The sequence below is a fragment of the Curtobacterium sp. UNCCL20 genome, assembly GCF_900101675.1.
In the GTDB taxonomy this organism is placed as follows: domain Bacteria; phylum Actinomycetota; class Actinomycetes; order Actinomycetales; family Microbacteriaceae; genus Curtobacterium.
In genome coordinates this window covers 545,144-557,665 of the sequence record NZ_FNKG01000002.1, presented here as the reverse complement: position 1 = coordinate 557,665, position 12,522 = coordinate 545,144, and the positions used below count along the sequence as shown (strand labels likewise).

Annotated in this window: 13 protein-coding genes and 4 tRNA genes; 4 read left to right on the top strand and 13 right to left on the bottom strand. The window is 70.5% G+C overall.

All coding sequences use genetic code 11. The features are described 5' to 3' along the window. Positions 1-73: 73 nt before the first annotated feature. The 4 genes from rplK to BLT36_RS12015 form a co-directional block, all read right to left on the bottom strand. On the bottom strand, positions 74-505 hold the full coding sequence (gene rplK, locus BLT36_RS12030) for a 50S ribosomal protein L11 (protein ID WP_056118868.1): 432 nt from the start codon (positions 503-505) through the stop codon (positions 74-76). 143 nt (positions 506-648) lie between these two features. Next, on the bottom strand, positions 649-1,698 hold the full coding sequence (gene nusG / locus BLT36_RS12025; RefSeq protein WP_092095407.1) for a transcription termination/antitermination protein NusG: 1,050 nt from the start codon (positions 1,696-1,698) through the stop codon (positions 649-651). Positions 1,699-1,829: 131 nt separating this feature from the next. Then, positions 1,830-2,108, bottom strand: coding sequence for a preprotein translocase subunit SecE (secE, locus tag BLT36_RS12020; RefSeq protein ID WP_071290700.1), 279 nt, complete (start codon positions 2,106-2,108; stop codon positions 1,830-1,832). Positions 2,109-2,128: 20 nt separating this feature from the next. Next, positions 2,129-2,201: transfer RNA gene (locus BLT36_RS12015), tRNA-Trp, on the bottom strand. Positions 2,202-2,397: 196 nt separating this feature from the next. On the opposite strand from BLT36_RS12015, the gene BLT36_RS12010 reads away from it, so the two are divergent. Further along, complete coding sequence (locus BLT36_RS12010) at positions 2,398-3,579, top strand: pyridoxal phosphate-dependent aminotransferase (RefSeq protein ID WP_092095839.1); 1,182 nt, start codon at positions 2,398-2,400, stop codon at positions 3,577-3,579. Positions 3,580-3,647: 68 nt separating this feature from the next. On the opposite strand, the gene BLT36_RS12005 is transcribed toward BLT36_RS12010, so the two are convergent. From BLT36_RS12005 to BLT36_RS11995, 3 genes are read right to left on the bottom strand one after another with little or no spacing between them, the layout of a single operon-like run. After that, entirely contained in the window at positions 3,648-4,676 is a 1,029-nt protein-coding gene (locus tag BLT36_RS12005) for a UDP-N-acetylmuramate dehydrogenase (RefSeq protein WP_175529623.1), read from the bottom strand. Between the two features lie 2 nt (positions 4,677-4,678). Next, positions 4,679-5,104, bottom strand: coding sequence for a MaoC/PaaZ C-terminal domain-containing protein (locus BLT36_RS12000; RefSeq protein ID WP_092095405.1), 426 nt, complete (start codon positions 5,102-5,104; stop codon positions 4,679-4,681). Then, positions 5,101-5,550 (bottom strand): MaoC family dehydratase N-terminal domain-containing protein, encoded by a 450-nt coding sequence (locus tag BLT36_RS11995; protein WP_092095403.1) that lies wholly within the window; start codon positions 5,548-5,550, stop codon positions 5,101-5,103. The genes BLT36_RS12000 and BLT36_RS11995 overlap by 4 nt, the downstream gene beginning before the upstream one ends. 157 nt (positions 5,551-5,707) lie before the next feature. Between BLT36_RS11995 and BLT36_RS11990 the strand changes: the two genes are divergently transcribed. Further along, the gene (locus BLT36_RS11990; protein ID WP_092095401.1) at positions 5,708-6,097 is read left to right on the top strand and encodes a hypothetical protein; all 390 of its coding nucleotides are present in this window, start codon (positions 5,708-5,710) and stop codon (positions 6,095-6,097) included. Between the two features lie 463 nt (positions 6,098-6,560). Here the strand turns inward: BLT36_RS11990 and BLT36_RS11980 are convergent. The 5 genes from BLT36_RS11980 to BLT36_RS11960 form a co-directional block, all read right to left on the bottom strand. Continuing rightward, a tRNA-Met gene (locus BLT36_RS11980) sits at positions 6,561-6,634 on the bottom strand. Positions 6,635-6,666: 32 nt separating this feature from the next. Then, positions 6,667-6,738, bottom strand: a tRNA-Thr gene (locus BLT36_RS11975). Between the two features lie 90 nt (positions 6,739-6,828). Further along, a complete protein-coding gene (locus tag BLT36_RS11970) occupies positions 6,829-8,013 on the bottom strand; it encodes a M23 family metallopeptidase (RefSeq protein ID WP_092095398.1) in 1,185 nt (394 codons plus the stop codon). A 147-nt stretch (positions 8,014-8,160) separates the two neighbouring features. Continuing rightward, entirely contained in the window at positions 8,161-8,982 is an 822-nt protein-coding gene (locus tag BLT36_RS11965; protein ID WP_092095396.1) for an inositol monophosphatase family protein, read from the bottom strand. A gap of 146 nt (positions 8,983-9,128) precedes the next feature. Further along, positions 9,129-9,210, bottom strand: a tRNA-Tyr gene (locus BLT36_RS11960). Positions 9,211-9,357: 147 nt separating this feature from the next. On the opposite strand from BLT36_RS11960, the gene BLT36_RS11955 reads away from it, so the two are divergent. Next, complete coding sequence (locus BLT36_RS11955; protein WP_092095394.1) at positions 9,358-9,846, top strand: YajQ family cyclic di-GMP-binding protein; 489 nt, start codon at positions 9,358-9,360, stop codon at positions 9,844-9,846. Positions 9,847-9,888: 42 nt separating this feature from the next. Next, the gene (cls, locus tag BLT36_RS11950; RefSeq protein WP_092095392.1) at positions 9,889-11,349 is read left to right on the top strand and encodes a cardiolipin synthase; all 1,461 of its coding nucleotides are present in this window, start codon (positions 9,889-9,891) and stop codon (positions 11,347-11,349) included. A gap of 44 nt (positions 11,350-11,393) precedes the next feature. Here the strand turns inward: cls and BLT36_RS11945 are convergent, their stop codons facing one another. Beyond that, entirely contained in the window at positions 11,394-12,518 is a 1,125-nt protein-coding gene (locus BLT36_RS11945) for a heparan-alpha-glucosaminide N-acetyltransferase domain-containing protein (RefSeq protein ID WP_092095391.1), read from the bottom strand. Positions 12,519-12,522 lie beyond the last annotated feature (4 nt).

The window sequence follows — 12,522 nt, the reverse complement described above, 5'->3', positions numbered from 1 at the left end:
GCTACGTGGTTGACGAGCCGGCGCGGCTCTCCCACGGAAGGGTGTGTGGGTGTGTGCCTGAGGCGGTTGGGGCTTACGCCTCGACCGTGATGCCCATCGAGCGCGCAGTGCCGGCGATGATCTTCGCGGCCTGGTCGATGTCGTTGGCGTTCAGGTCGGCCTGCTTGGTCTCGGCGATCTGACGGACCTGGTCCATCGAGATCTTCGCGACCTTGACCGTGTGCGGGGTCGCGGACCCCTTCTGCACACCCGCAGCCTTCTTGATGAGCTCGGCGGCCGGCGGGGTCTTCAGGACGAACGTGAACGAACGGTCCTCGTAGACGGTGATCTCGACCGGCACGACGTTGCCACGCTGCGACTCGGTCGCGGCGTTGTACGCCTTGCAGAACTCCATGATGTTCACGCCGTGCTGACCGAGCGCCGGACCGATCGGGGGTGCCGGGTTGGCGGCGCCCGCGTTGATCTGCAGCTTGATCAGGCCCGTGACCTTCTTCTTCGGTGCCATGTTGTGCTTCCTCCTGGAATCGAACGCACGGGGATCCGTGCACTCTCCCGCTGGCCCGGCCGTTCCGGACCGCGGTGCAGCCCCGCACACACGAGGCGTGCGGGGCCAAACTCGATGAGTCTACCCGAACGGGGAGACCTGGACTAGAGCTTCGTGACCTGGTCGAAGCTGAGCTCGACCGGGGTCTCGCGCTCGAAGAGCGAGACGAGGACGGTGAGCTTGCCGCTCTCCGGCTTGATCTCGGAGATCGAACCCGGGAGACCCGCGAACGAGCCCTCCTTGATGGTGATCGTCTCGCCGACCTCGAAGTCGACCTCGGCCGCGGGCTGCGACTGGAGGCCGCCGCCCTTGGCGCCGCCCTTCGTCGGAGCGGCCTCGGCGACCTGCACGAGGGACTTCAGCATGCCGAACGCCTCGTCGAAGCGGAGCGGCGTGGGGTTGTGCGCGTTGCCGACGAAGCCGGTGACACCCGGGGTGTGCCGGACGACGGACCACGAGTCCTCGTTGAGGTCCATGCGGACGAGCACGTACGAGGGGATCCGGACGCGGGTGACCAGCTTGCGCTGCCCGTTCTTGATCTCGACGACGTCCTCCATCGGGACCTCGACCTGGTAGATGTAGTCCTCCATCGACATCGAGACCATGCGGTTCTCGATGTTCGACTTCACGCGACGCTCGAAGCCCGCGTAGGAGTGGATGACGTACCACTTGCCCGGCTTCATCCGCAGCTCGGCCTTGAACGCCTCGTACGGGTCGACCTCGGCCGCTTCGGCCTCGTCGTCGTCCGCGTCGAGCGCCTCGTCTGCGGCGAGGGTCTCGTTCGCCTCGGCGGCGGACTCTTCCTCGAGCTCGGTCTCTTCCTCGTCCTCGACCGCTTCGACGGCGGCCTCGGCCTCGTCGAGGGTGTCGACCTCGAGCGCGTCGTCGACGACGGCGTCAGCTTCGGGGTCGCGGGCTTCCTGGAGGGCGGTGAGGGCTTCGTCGAGGCCGGCGTCGACCGTGCCGTCGTCGGGCTCGTCGCTCAGACCGAGGGACGGGTCGTTCTCGTCCTCGACCTCGATCGCGCGCTCTTCGGCCGACTCGACCGAACGCCCCTCGCCGGTCTCGACGTCGCCTTCCTGGTTCTCCTCGACTTCGGAGGACTGCTCGGCAGCCGTGGCGAGGTCGATGTCGTCGCGGGAGTTGTCAGACACTGTCGATTCTTTCCGTTCGGTGGTTCGGATCGGGTTGGCGGGCGGATCGACTCACGATCACCCTTGTCTCCGGCGACCGTACTCCTGTCCGCACGGGGTCAGGAGTCCAGCAACGGCGCAGAGGGTCGGGGTCAGGCCGTCGGCCCGTTGCCGAACACGTACCCGACGCCGAGTCCGAACGCGAAGTCGAGGATCGACACCAGGATCATCATCACGACGACGAAGACCAGGACGACGCCCGTGTAGCTGAAGAGTTCCTTGCGGGTCGGCGTGACCACCTTGCGGAGTTCCGCGATGACCTGCCGGATGAAGAGCACGATGGCAGCGAAGGGCCCGCGGCGCTCGGCCCGGTCCTGCTTCGCCTTGGCGACGACGTCGTCCGCCGTCGTCTCCATGTCTTTGCTCGCCAACTTCTACCCTTCCAGATGAGCAGGGCGGACAGGACTCGAACCTGCAACCTGCGGTTTTGGAGACCGCTGCTCTACCAATTGAGCCACCGCCCTTCGGACACGGTTCGTCACCGATCCGTGTTCCGGTGGTCGAGTGTACGGGAGTCCGTCACACGGTGTCCACTTGACGGATGCTCCGGCGTGCCGCGCCGATAGGCTGGGCCCCGTGAGCACCGCAGCCCCCGGCCCCGAGTCCACCGCCCACCCGTCCCAGGACACCACCGACGCAGCCCGCACCGACCGGCCGCGCATCGCGTCCCGGATCGCCGCGATCGCCGAGTCGGCGACGCTCAAGGTCGACGCGAAGGCCAAGGCGCTCAAGGCAGCCGGGCGCCCGGTGATCTCGTTCGCCGCGGGTGAGCCCGACTTCGCAACGCCCGCGCACGTCGTCGACGCCGCGGTGCAGGCAGCGAAGGACCCGAAGAACCACCGGTACACGCCCGCGACCGGCCTGCCCGAGCTGAAGCAGGCGATCGCCGAGAAGACCGCGCGCGAGTCCGGCACCACCGTCGACCCGTCGCAGGTCATCGTCACGAACGGCGGGAAGCAGGCCGTCTACCAGGCGTTCCAGACCATCGTCGACGAGGGCGACGAGGTCCTCCTGCCGGCGCCCTACTGGACCACCTACCCCGAGGCGATCCGGCTGGCCGGCGGCGTCCCCGTGGACGTCTTCGCCGGCAGCGAGCAGGACTACCTCGTCACCGTCGAGCAGCTCGAGGCCGCCCGCACCCCCAAGACCAAGGCGCTGCTCTTCTGCTCCCCCTCGAACCCGACCGGCTCGGTGTACACCGCCGAGCAGACCAGGGCCATCGGCGAGTGGGCGCTCGAGCACGGCATCTGGGTGATCAGCGACGAGATCTACCAGGACCTCGTGTACGACGGTGTCCGGTTCACCGGCATCCTCGAGGCCGTCCCCGGTCTCGCCGACACCACGATCCTGGTGAACGGTGTCGCCAAGACGTACGCGATGACCGGTTGGCGGGTCGGCTGGTTCATCGGCCCGGCGGACGCCGTGAAGGCCGCGTCGAACCTGCAGTCGCACCTGTCCTCGAACGTGTCGAACGTGTCGCAGCGCGCCGCGATCGCCGCCCTCACCGGGCCGCAGGAACCCGTGACGGCCATGCGCGAGGCGTTCGACCGCCGCCGGAAGTCCATCGTCGCCGGGCTCAACGCGATCCCGGGCTTCGTCACGCCGACGCCGCAGGGCGCCTTCTACGTCTACCCCGACGTCACGGCGCTGCTCGGCCGTCAGTGGGCGGGCACCACCCCGACGACGACCCTCGAGCTCGCGGACCTCATCCTCGAGCACGCCGAGGTCGCCGTCGTCCCGGGTGAGGCGTTCGGCCCCTCCGGCTACCTCCGCCTGTCGTACGCCCTCGGCGACGACGACATCGCCGAGGGCGTCGCGCGCCTGGCGAAGTTCTTCAGCTAGTCACGTCGACGGAACGGGTCGCCTCGGACGAGGCGGCCCGTTCGTGCGTCCCGGAGGCGCGTGCTGGCTCAGGCGAGCAGGTCGCCGACCACGACGGGTTCCGGCACGAGCGCCACCCCGAAGCGGTTCAGGACCGTCACCTGGACGTAGCGGGCGAGCTCCGCCACCTGGGCGGCGGTCGCTCCCCCGCGGTTCGTCAGCGCGAGCGTGTGCTTCGACGAGATCGCGGCGCGGGACCCGGGGACGGCGTAGCCGCGGTGCACCCCGGCGTGCTCGATCAGCCAGGCGGCGCTGAGCTTGACGTCGTCGCCGGCGGGCCAGCGCGGCGCCTCGGCGGGCAGCGTCTCCGCGAAGGCCGCCGAGACGATCGGGTTCGTGAAGAACGAGCCGGCGCTCCAGGTGTCCGGGTCGTCGGCGTCGAGCACCATGCCCTTCGAGCCGCGCAGTCGCAGCACCTCGGACCGCACGGTCGAGGGTGCCACGAGCGACCCGAGCTCCACGCCGAGCGAACCGGCGAGCTGGGGGTACCGGACCGGCACCCCGCCGTCCGGGGCGGTGCCGAGGCGGAACTCCACCGTCAGGACCACACCGCGGCGTCCGTGCTTCAGCGTCGACGTGCGGTAGCCGAGCGCCAGCTCAGCCGCGGGCACCCACGCGCGCTCCCCCGTGGCCGCGTCGAGGAACTCGATCCGGGTGAGCACGTCGGAGAGCTCGACCCCGTAGGCGCCGATGTTCTGCACGGGGGCGGCACCGACCGTTCCCGGGATGCCGCTCAGTGCCTCCAGGCCGGTCCAGCCGTTGTCGACGGTCGAGGCGACGAACGCGTCCCACGGTTCGCCGGCCGCGACGCGGACGGTGACGCCGTCGGCGTCCTCGCTGGCCTCGACGCCCGTCGTCCGGACCAGCACGACGGTGCCGTCGAAGCCCTCGTCGGCGACCAGCAGGTTGCTGCCACCACCGAGGACGAGCCACTCGTCGTCGTCCCACGCGGTCTGCGCGTGCGCGACCAGCTCGTCCGTCGTCGTCGCGGTGAGCAGCCGGGACGCCGGGCCACCGACGCGCAGCGTCGTGAGGTCGGCGAGCACGGGCTCCGACACGGTCAGCGGAACGCCACCGTGACCTGCGCCTTGCCGAGCACGGTCTGCCCGGCGGCGGTCACGGTGAGGTCGATGCGCTGCGGACGGCCCTCGTCGTCGACGGTGCCGACCTTCGCGACGATGCCGATCGTGGCGCCCTGCTCCGGGTCGACGACCACGGGACGGGTGAACCGCACGCCGTAGCGGACGACGTGGCCGCGGTCGCCGAGCCACTCGGAGACCGGCTGGACCGCGATGCCCATCGTGAGCATGCCGTGCGCCAGGACGCCGGGGAGCCCCACGGAGGCGGCCACGTCGTCGCGGTAGTGGATCGGGTTGAAGTCGCCCGAGGCCCCGGCGTACCGGACGAGCGAGTCGCGGGTGATGTGGACCTCGCGCTCGGCGACGACGGTGCCGACCTCGAGCGCGGTCACGGCTGCGGCGGTCATGCGTCGTCTCCTCGGACCACGAGGGTCGACGTCGCCGTGACGACGTGCTCCCCCGCGGCGTCGTTCATCGTGCTCTCCGCCGTGACCATGGCGTTGCCGCCCAGGGTCTTCACGCTCGTGACGGTGAGGGTGGCCGTGAGCTCGTCCCCGGCGACGATCGGCCGGTCGTACGCGAACGCCTGCTCACCGTGGACCACCCGGGAGAAGTCGATTCCGGCGTCCGGCTCGGCCAGGAGCTGGGCGAGGGTCGCCTCCTGCAGGACGACCGCGAAGGTCGGCGGGGCGACGACGTCGTCGTAGCCGGCGGCGCGGGCGGCCTCGGGCTCGTGGTGGATCGGGTTCGTCGCGAACACGGCGCGGGAGAACTCACGCACCTTCTCACGACCGACCAGGTAGGGCTGGGCCGGCGGGAACGTCCTGCCGACGAGCTCGGGGTTCACAGACACGTCCGGCAGTCTAGCGACGCCCGACTGGGGGCCTGCGGTTCATGAGTATGCATCGGGTATGCTGGGCGGGCGCGCTTCGGGGGAACGCGCAGGGCTCGGCGATCTGCCGCGGAGCACTTCGAGCAGCACGGACTTCCGGGGACGGGGAGGAACGACGATGGACGCGACGACCGAGTTCGCAGTGCACACGGGCGACCGGTGCACCGCCATGGAGGTCGCCGGCGCAGCACTGCGCCAGGCGGGGCACACGGTGGAGACGACCGGCGGCACGCTGACCGCCACCACCGGCAGCCGGGCGCTGACGATCCTGCTCGGGGCGCTCGTGCACCCCTCCCGGGAGTTCCGCCGGTACGAGCTGTCCACCACGGTCAGCGGGACGGCGACGACGATCACGCTGCGGCACGCCGGGCACGGCACCGCGGTCTCCGGCGGGGGCATCGGCGCGGGACGGCGGCAGACGGCGTGGCAGCAGGTGAACGCGACGCTCGAGGGAGCGCTGCGGTCAGCAGGCGTGCTCGTCGCGCGGACCGAGCACCGGCCGTTCTGAGGTCCGCTCGCCGTGCCACGGTGCGACCTTCGCCACCCGGTGCGCGGTCGTCGACCTGGTGCGCGGCTGCAGCGGGGCACCGAGCGACGAACGCGGCACGGTGCGACGAACGCGGCACGGTGCGACGAACGCAGCACGGTGCTGACGCACCACGAGACGGCCTGGAGGCGCGGCGCGGGTCCGGCACCGCGCCTCCAGGCCGGAGCGCGGTCGCGCACCGTGCGCCGATCGCCACTCCGTGCGAGGGTGCACACCCGGTGGCGCTGCAGCGCCGCACCGCGCCGTCACCGTCGCACCGGGTGACGAACGCGTCACGGTGCGGCGCGGCGCGATGCGCCGGAGGCGCGCTGTGCTGGCGGGCGGTGCGCCGCCGTCTCGCCCAGCGCATGCCGCTCCGCGCATGCAGCGCCGGCAGGACCCCGGGAACGACGAAAGCCCGGCGATCAGATCGCCGGGCTTGCGGTAGCGAGGGCGGGACTTGAACCCGCGACACCACGATTATGAGCCGTGTGCTCTAACCAACTGAGCTACCCCGCCAAGGATCCGGAGCCACAACGGCGCCGGGTCTGAGCCCCGAGTCAGGATTGAACTGACGACCCCTTCCTTACCATGGAAGTGCTCTACCACTGAGCTATCGGGGCATGTGCCGCGAACGGCACCACACGAGGATAGCAGACCCGCGACGGTGGTCCGGAACCGAGCGTGACGCCCGGGCGTGCCGCGTGGGACCGCTAGTTCGCGTTGGCTCGGAGCCACGCCAGCGGGTCCACCGGGACGCCGTCGACGTGGACCTCGAGGTGCAGGTGCGGGCCGGTCGAGTTGCCCGTGCTGCCGACCAGACCGAGCTCGTCGCCCACCTCGACGTGCTGCCCGTTGACCACCTTGAACGAGTTGTCCTGCATGTGGCCGTAGACGCTGACGAACTGCTTGCCGTCGACGTCGTGCTGGACCCAGACGTCGTTGCCGAAGCCGCCGTCGTTCGGCTGGACCTTGATGACCGTGCCGGCGGCGATGACCCGGATCGGGGTGCCCGCGCCGGGGGCGAAGTCGATGCCCATGTGGTTCGTGGAGCAGAACGAGCAGCCGGCGACCTGGCGTCCGCCGAAGCCCGAGGTGATCGGCACACCGGTCAGGAACGGCCACTGGATGGTGCCGGTCGGGTCGTTGGAGAAGCTCGAGGCGTCGACGTTCTTGTACTGGGTCGCGTCGGACACCGAGTACTGGTCGCGGTTCGTCTCAGCCTCGACCGCTCCGGTCCCGACGCTGAGCGACTGGGACGCACCAGCGGCCTGGCGCTCGGAGGTCGAGTTGGTCTCCGGCGTGTAGAGCGCCTGCGCGGGCAGCGACGTGGACACCACCAGGCCGGCGGCGAAGAGCAGCGCACCGACGGCGGTCACGCGCGACGCGGCACGGCGGAACGATGCGCCGTGTCCGGTCGTCGTGGTCGTCGTCGCGGGCCGTGCGGCGCCGAGGTGGCGGGTGGCGCGGTCGACGTGCAGGGTGGCCGTAGCGGGCGTCGCCGTGACGGGACGGCCGGCGCGACGGGAAGCCGGCACCTGGCCGAGGACCCGTCGGGTGCCCGGCGCCGTCGTGCTGGCCGGCGACGTCGTGCTGGCCGGCACGGCCGCGCGGACCGACGCCTCGGCGACGACGGGCGATGCCGGCGCGGGCGGCGTGACGGGCGACGCGCTCGAGGCGGGCATCACCGGCGAGGCCGGCGCGAGGTCGATGGGCGACGCGGGGGCCGGCGGGGTCGTGGGCGACACCAGGTCGTCGAAGGCGCGGTCACCCGTGCCCGCCACAGCAGCAGCTGCTCGCTCGGCCTCGATGCGCGCCCGTCGGGTCATGTGGACGACCGGTGCTGCGTCGTCGACGGGGCCGTTGGTCTGCACGGGCGAGAGGGAGGAGTGGGGCATGCGTTTCGGTGGCGATCCTGATCGGGGCGAGGTGCGCTCGTTGGTAACGAGCAGATAACGGGACTGGAGAACGGTAGCAAAAGCCCTAGCGTGTCGCCAGTCCTGGTCATGACCACACGGCTCCCCCAGAGCGAGGGGTCAGGCCGTTCACACCGCCAGGACGGCTCCCTCGAGACGCTGCACGAGCGCGGTGAGCTCGTCCGCCACGGCAGGGCTCGCGAAGAGGAACGACCGTGTGCCGCCGGCCTCCCAGATGCGGACCTCGGCGCCGGACTCCTGCGCGACGATCGACCCGGCGGCCATGTCCCACGGGTTGATCCCCCGCTCGTAGTAGGCGTCGACCGTCCCCGCTCCGACCGCGCAGCAGTCCAGCGACGCCGCTCCCCCGCGCCGGATGTCGCGGACCTCGCCGATGAGCCCGGCGAGCACCTGGACCTGCTGCCGGCGCCGTTCGGCGGTGTACCCGAAGCCGGTGGCGACGAGCGTCTCGGCGAGGGACTCGGGCGCGCCGACGCGCAGCGGGTCGCCGTCGCGGGTCGCCCCGGCGCCGGCCGCCGCTCGGTACACGGTGCCGGTCGCCGGGGCCACGACGACACCGGCCACGGGCTCCCACGTGGTCGGGTCGGCGCCACCGCGGACGACGCCGATGCTGACGCCGTACTCCGGGCTGCCGTAGAGGTAGTTGACGGTCCCGTCGATCGGGTCGACCACCCAGGTGATGCCGGAGGTACCGGTCCCGGTCCCGGACTCCTCGCCGTGGAAGGCGTCGTCCGGTCGGGCCTCGGCGATGCGGGTGCGGATGAGTGCCTCGACCTCGCGGTCGGCGGCGGTGACGACGTCGACGATGCTCGACTTGCGGTCGGCGACCTCGACACCCTCGGCCCGGCGACGCGCGGCGAGTGCCGCTGCTTCGCGGGCGATCGACTCGGCGAGGTCGGCGAACTGGGACGGTGTCGGGTCTGCGGCCATGCCCCGATCCTGCCAGGAACGACGAAAGCCCCGTCCGAGGACGGGGCTTTCGTTCCGGTGTCCCCACGCACTGATCTTCCTTCAGCGTCGTGCGAACACCCTTCAGCGTCGTACAAACACCCTTCAGCGTCGTGCAACAAACACAGTGGCAAGTGAGGGATTCGAACCCCCGAAGGCTACGCCGGCTGATTTACAGTCAGATCCCTTTGGCCGCTTGGGTAACTTGCCATGTGCGCACCCGGCCCGTGTAGTCACCAACCGAAGGCGCGCAAGAAAGCATAGCCGATCACGGGCAGTGGTCGTGACCATCACGTCCACCGCACCCCGTGCGTGGGGGTCGAACCGCGCCTCCCGTCCGCCGATAGGCTGTCCGGCATGGCAGACAGCTCCTTCGACGTGGTCAGCAAGGTCGACAAGATGGAGGCGGAGAACGCCCTCAACCAGGCCGCCAAGGAGATCGAGCAGCGGTACGACTTCAAGGGTGCCGATGCGTCGATCGCGTTCAGCGGTGAGGACGTCCTCATCAAGGCGAACTCGGAAGAGCGCGCGAAGGCCGTCCTCGACGTCCTGCAGAGCAAGGCGATCAAGCGCGGCATCAGCCTGAAGAGCCTCGACGCCGGCGACCCCTACCCCTCTGGCAAGGAGTACCGCATCGAGGTGAGCTTCAAGAACGGCATCGAGCAGGACGTGGCGAAGAAGATCGGTGCGTTCCTCCGCGCCAATGCGCCGAAGAGCGTGAAGAGCCAGATCCAGGGCGACGAGCTCCGTGTCTCCTCGAAGAGCCGAGACGACCTGCAGAACACGATCCAGCTCCTCAAGGGTGAAGAGTTCGACGTCCCGCTGCAGTACATCAACTTCCGCTGACGCCGCGGTCCCCCGCACAACAGAACACGACACCGGCACCCCGTGGAGCACTGGCTCACCGTCACGATCACCGTCCTGCTCGTCCTGCTGGACCTGGCGATCCGCGCCTTCTCGATCATCTACGTCCCGATCAACCGCAAGCCGCAGACCGCCACCGCTTGGCTGCTGGCGATCTTCCTCATCCCCTACATCGGGTTCATCGTGTTCCTGGTCATCGGGTCGACGAAGCTCCCCCGGTCGCGGCGTGAGAAGCAGACGGAGATCAACGCGTACATCCTCGAGCAGACCGAGGGCATCGAGCGGGTGCGACGCGATCACCCGTGGCCGCTGTGGCTGGAGAGCGTCACGCGGCTGAACCGGGAGCTCGGCGCGATGCCCCTGGTCGGCGGCAACTCGGCTGAGCTGTACCCGGACTACGACGAGTCCATCGCCGAGATGGCCAAGTCGATCGACGATGCGCGCCGGTTCGTGCACGTCGAGTTCTACATCGCGACGCTCGACGACACCACACGCCCGTTCTTCGAGGCCCTCGCGCGAGCACAGGCCCGCGGAGTGACGGTTCGGCTGCTCCTCGACCACTGGGCGAGCCGCGGCTACCCGGGCTACAAGGACACCCTGGCGTTCATGGACCGCGCCGGCATCGAGTGGCACCTCATGCTGCCGCTCCTGCCGCTGCAGGGGAAGTTCCAGCGCCCGGACCTCCGGAACCACCGGAAGATCGTCGTCATCGACGGTTCCGTGGCGTTCACCGGCTCGCAGAACCTCATCGACAAGTCGTACGACCTCAAGTCGCACCTCGACCGGGGCATGGTCTACAAGGACCTGTTCGCCCGGTTCGAGGGGCCGGTCGTCGCAGGACTCAACGCCCTGTTCGTGACCGACTGGTACAGCGAGACCGACGAGCTGCTCCTCCGCGAGAGCGACCCGGTGCAGCGCGCCGACCGCGGTGACGCGCTCGACTGCCAGGTCGTCCCGTCCGGCCCCGGGTTCGACGGCGAGAACAACCTGCGGCTCTTCAACGCACTGCTCTACTCGGCGCAGGAGAAGGTGTCGATCACGTCGCCGTACTTCGTGCCGGACGACTCGATGCTCTACGCGATCACCACGACGGCGCAGCGCGGGGTCGAGGTGGAGCTGTTCGTCGGTGAGATGGGCGACCACGCGATGACGTGGCACGCCCAGCGCTCCTACTACGAGGGGCTGCTGAAGGCCGGGGTGAAGATCTGGCTCTACCGCGCGCCGACGATCCTGCACGCGAAGCACTTCACGATCGACGACGAGGTCGCCGTGATCGGGTCGAGCAACATGGACATGCGGTCCTTCAGCCTCAACCTCGAGGTCTCCGTCATGGTGCGCGGCCGCCGGTTCGTGAACGCGCTGCGCGAGGTGCAGGGCGCCTACAAGGAGCACAGCTTCGAGCTCTCGCTCGACGCGTGGGAGACGCGGCCGCGTCGGTCCAAGGTGCTCGACAACGTCGCGCGGCTCACGGCGGCGCTGCAGTAGCGATCGGACTGGAGGCGCGGCTCGCCTCCGCCTCGCGCGTGCGGTCAGCGGGCGGGAGCGTCGGGGACGAGGCGTGTCAGCCGAGCGGTGAGCTGCTCGAGGGGGCCGCGCCCGACGAACCGGCGCCAGAGCATCGCGAACAGCACCGACCCGGCCGCGAACCACCCCCACGCCGCGCCGGAGTCCGGAGACACGGGCAGGACCGCCAGCACCACGAGGTGCCCCGCGTACACCGTGAGCGGCATCGATCCCACGGCGGCCAGCGGGAACGCGATCCGTGCGGCCGACCGCCCGCGGCCGTCGAACACGAGGGTGCAGAGCGCGATCACGGCGACCGCGACCCCCGCGGTGCCGACGACGTCCACGACGGAGGACGAGTGGTCACGCGGTGACAGGAACAGCTGGGCGAACGCCTCGGCTGGAGTGCTCCCCTCGCCGGCGTACGGGACACCGGGGAACGCGAACGCGGCGTCGACGGGCACCGGGGCGAGGGCGTTCCCGACCAGGTACGCGGCCAGGGCGACCACCGCACCGGACGCGAGGAGCACGACCTGCGCACCCCGTTCCTCCAGGCCGGTGCGGGCGACCGCCAGACCGACCAGCACGTACGCCAGGAAGGTGACGACGGGGTAGACCAGGCCGAGCTGCACCTCCCACATGCCCGCGTCGGCGTAGAGCGGGACGATCGCCAGCGCGACGACCGGCGAGGCCACCGCACACGTCGCAGCGAGCACGAGGAGCCACCGCGCCCGTAGCCGCAGCACCGGGATCGCCAGCACGAAGAGCGCGCCGTACGTGGGCAGGATCACGTACACGGGCGTCTGCAGCGCCATGAGCAGCAGGCCGATCGCCACGACGACCACGGCCCGGACGGCGAGCCGGGCCCGGATACGTCCGATCGCCGGCGGACCAGGCGGGGCCGTTCGCCCGCTGGTGAGGCCGATCGACACGCCCGCCAGCACCGCGAAGAGCGACGACGACCGGCCGTGCGCGATCGCCGTCCACGTGCTCGGGTCCGACCAGTCCACCTGGTCCGCGATGCCGCCGACGTGCGTCGCCATCATGCCGAGCAGCGCCAGCGCGCGGGCGACGTCCACACCCTGCAGCCGGACCCCGGAGACGGGCGCGCCCCGCACCGCGGTGTGCGGTGCGGGGCGTGCGGTCGCCATGACG

Bases quoted from the DNA above. Each gene is read 5' to 3' on its own strand.
- rplK (WP_056118868.1), bottom strand. From the start codon at position 505: ATGGCACCGAAGAAGAAGGTCACGGGCCTGATCAAGCTGCAGATCAAC.
- BLT36_RS12000 (WP_092095405.1), bottom strand. From the start codon at position 5,104: ATGACCGCCGCAGCCGTGACCGCGCTCGAGGTCGGCACCGTCGTCGCC.
- BLT36_RS11990 (WP_092095401.1), top strand. From the start codon at position 5,708: ATGGACGCGACGACCGAGTTCGCAGTGCACACGGGCGACCGGTGCACC.
- BLT36_RS11970 (WP_092095398.1), bottom strand. From the start codon at position 8,013: ATGCCCCACTCCTCCCTCTCGCCCGTGCAGACCAACGGCCCCGTCGAC.
- BLT36_RS11965 (WP_092095396.1), bottom strand. From the start codon at position 8,982: ATGGCCGCAGACCCGACACCGTCCCAGTTCGCCGACCTCGCCGAGTCG.
- BLT36_RS11955 (WP_092095394.1), top strand. From the start codon at position 9,358: ATGGCAGACAGCTCCTTCGACGTGGTCAGCAAGGTCGACAAGATGGAG.
- BLT36_RS11945 (WP_092095391.1), bottom strand. From the start codon at position 12,518: ATGGCGACCGCACGCCCCGCACCGCACACCGCGGTGCGGGGCGCGCCC.